3 protein-coding genes and 1 tRNA gene are annotated in these 2388 nt (G+C 36.0%); 2 read left to right on the forward strand and 2 right to left on the reverse strand.

The window, feature by feature from the left end; all coding sequences use genetic code 11:
- The first annotated feature begins 314 nt into the window (after positions 1–314).
- Positions 315–385: transfer RNA gene (locus HCUR_RS01750), tRNA-Cys, on the forward strand.
- Between the two features lie 131 nt (positions 386–516).
- Here the strand turns inward: HCUR_RS01750 and HCUR_RS01755 are convergent.
- Both HCUR_RS01755 and ybeY read right to left on the reverse strand, forming a co-directional pair.
- Complete coding sequence (locus tag HCUR_RS01755; RefSeq protein ID WP_129591837.1) at positions 517–1329, reverse strand: transporter associated domain-containing protein; 813 nt, start codon at positions 1327–1329, stop codon at positions 517–519.
- Positions 1326–1829, reverse strand: coding sequence for an rRNA maturation RNase YbeY (ybeY, locus tag HCUR_RS01760; RefSeq protein WP_341476054.1), 504 nt, complete (start codon positions 1827–1829; stop codon positions 1326–1328). Before ybeY ends, HCUR_RS01755 begins: the two co-directional genes overlap by 4 nt.
- 345 nt (positions 1830–2174) lie before the next feature.
- Between ybeY and HCUR_RS01765 the strand changes: the two genes are divergently transcribed.
- Positions 2175–2360, forward strand: coding sequence for a hypothetical protein (locus HCUR_RS01765; RefSeq protein WP_104206479.1), 186 nt, complete (start codon positions 2175–2177; stop codon positions 2358–2360).
- Positions 2361–2388 lie beyond the last annotated feature (28 nt).

A 2388-nucleotide genomic window follows, 5' to 3' on the forward strand; every position in this document is an offset into this window, starting at 1 on the left:
CCCTATCAACAAGAAAAAGCATGGTCGTTTGGAAAAAAGCGTGTTACGCGTTGGCTTGGATCTGCTGCGGGAATTATTTTTTAAAATTGATCGTTCGGTTAACAATTTCGTGAATGATATTGCGTCAATTTTTAATCAAAACACTGTAATTGAGCGGGTATTTACAGGGAGATAAACTTTTGTCCTGTACAGAGAAGAATTTAATGTTCCTGAAACTTTTAATACACTGTATCAAGAATTTTTTTCTCTCTTTCCTGGCCTTACGTCAAAGATCTCTTGTATCCTTTTGAAAAGTCATATAGAATCGATATATCGGCCGAGTGGCAGAGTGGTGATGCAAAGGACTGCAAATCCTTCAATACCGGTTCAATTCCGGTCTCGGTCTTGATAAAAAAAACTTAGGTTCTATTAATGCTTACAATTTTTTTTGAATTCATATCTACAGAGTAAAGCTTTTTTGATCTCTATATGCCAATAAATTTATGAATCTATTTTTTTTCTAAAGCATTTTTTATACTACTGAGAGACCATTAGTGGTGCCTGAAGAGGAGAAGAAGGTGTTCCGTTTTCATGAGGATAGTGTAAAACACATACTTCATAAATGGTTCTAGGGTCAGCTCTTTGAATTTCAAAAGAAAAACCAGAAGGATGTTGAATAATCTCTCCTTTTAAAGGAACCCGGCCCAAGATGTAACATAGCCATCCTCCCAATGTGCTAACGCGATCTTTTTCTTCAGGAGAAAATAAGGTGAACACTTGAAGCTCTTCCTCAAAATCTTCTAAACTCATACGACCTCTTAAAACCCAAGGATTCCGGCTTACTACCGACGCCTCTTCTTCCGACAAAAGAGATAGATGTAGACTGCTAAATTCTTTCAAAATGTGACCTTTAGTTACCATACCTTGCACTCCACCATACTCATCCACAATAAATAAAGCAATGCTGTGGTGTTCGTATAGTACCCGCATCATTTCTTGAATGGTCATAGAAGCGGGAGCAAACGAAGCATGATTTAAATGCCGGTACCACTTTACATTACCAGTATGCGCTTCTTTTAATGCAAGAACACTGTGGATACTAATAACACCGCTAATATGATCTAAGGTTTCTCGATATACCGGGAGCCAACGAAATCCTGTTTTCAAAAAAGTTCGTGTAATTTCCTCAAAAGGAAGCCTATAAGATACAGCTTGAATATCACTTCTTGGAATCATAATGTCTTCTACAGGAAGAGAAAAAAAATGTTCCATAGTTCCTTCTAAATTATGCGCAGTGGCTATTTCTTTAGTAGGAGTGAAATAATTTATTATACGCTGGAAAAAATTCATAAAGGCCTCCAATAATAGCCTAAGTGAGTACAAATCTTTGCTTCCAAAGTCTCCATAGTGGTGCGTTCTTTTGGTTCTACATGATCATATCCTAAAAGATGAAGCATACCGTGTATCAATAAACGTGCCCAATGTGCTTCTGCTTTAAGACAAAAATTTTCGATCTCTTGCATAATGTAGGGAACTCCTAATAAAATACTTCCCAAAGGTAAAGGAATCGTTTTAGGAAAACTTAAGATCTCTTCAAAAGAAAAAAGTGGAAAAGATAATACATTGGTGGGGCCTGGTTCTGGACCATAATTTTCAGTGTAATATTTCATTTCCTCATCAGAAATTAATAACACTTCTACAGAAATATCAGACTGTTGATCATGCCCTGCTATCAAGAGCGTAGAATTCAATATATTCTCTACAAATGATTGATCAAAAAACGTATACCAAGATAAGAAGTTTTTTCTTGAATCTAAGGTTAAGTGTAAAACCGGACGCAAGCCTATCAAACCGATATATACCGATACACTATAAGCACTAGGGGTAGATTACTAGAAACAAAATAATTTTTCAAGAGCTTATAGTGTATTTTCAGTCATTTTCGCTTTGACTCGATGCGCAAGTAGGTTAAGTTCTTGTATAATAATCAGAAGTCTAAAATGCTTAAAGCGTTGATAAACGTTTTAAAGATAGTGACCCATTCAATCAGATTTCTGGTAGAGTATATCATTTTTTATATACAGTCCCTCTATACCGGACAAAACTAATTGGTTAGTTAGTTTGCATTGACAGTAACGCGCTGAAATAAAAACAAAAAGTGTATAATCTCGATTATCGAAAAAGAGGTATACATCATGGTTTCAGTCAACAAGTTAAAGCGCATTTTAAAGCCATATTTCAAAATCGACAATAGGCGTCTTGATTGCTTAACCCAAATGTTAGGTGCGCTTATCACTGTTCGCACAGTTAATCTTGTCGAATTAGCGCAAGCCATGATCACTGGCGGTGTTTTCGATACAAGCGGATTAGGCGATTTTTAAAAGAATTTAATGCGTTCAGCTTTGAGAC

It is taken from the genome of Holospora curviuscula, from assembly GCF_002930195.1.
Taxonomy (GTDB): Bacteria; Pseudomonadota; Alphaproteobacteria; order Holosporales; family Holosporaceae; genus Holospora; species Holospora curviuscula.

Excerpts from the sequence above, each read along its gene's own strand:
- HCUR_RS01755 (WP_129591837.1), bottom strand. The coding sequence starts at position 1,329 with ATGAATTTTTTCCAGCGTATAATAAATTATTTCACTCCTACTAAAGAA.
- HCUR_RS01765 (WP_104206479.1), top strand. The coding sequence starts at position 2,175 with ATGGTTTCAGTCAACAAGTTAAAGCGCATTTTAAAGCCATATTTCAAA.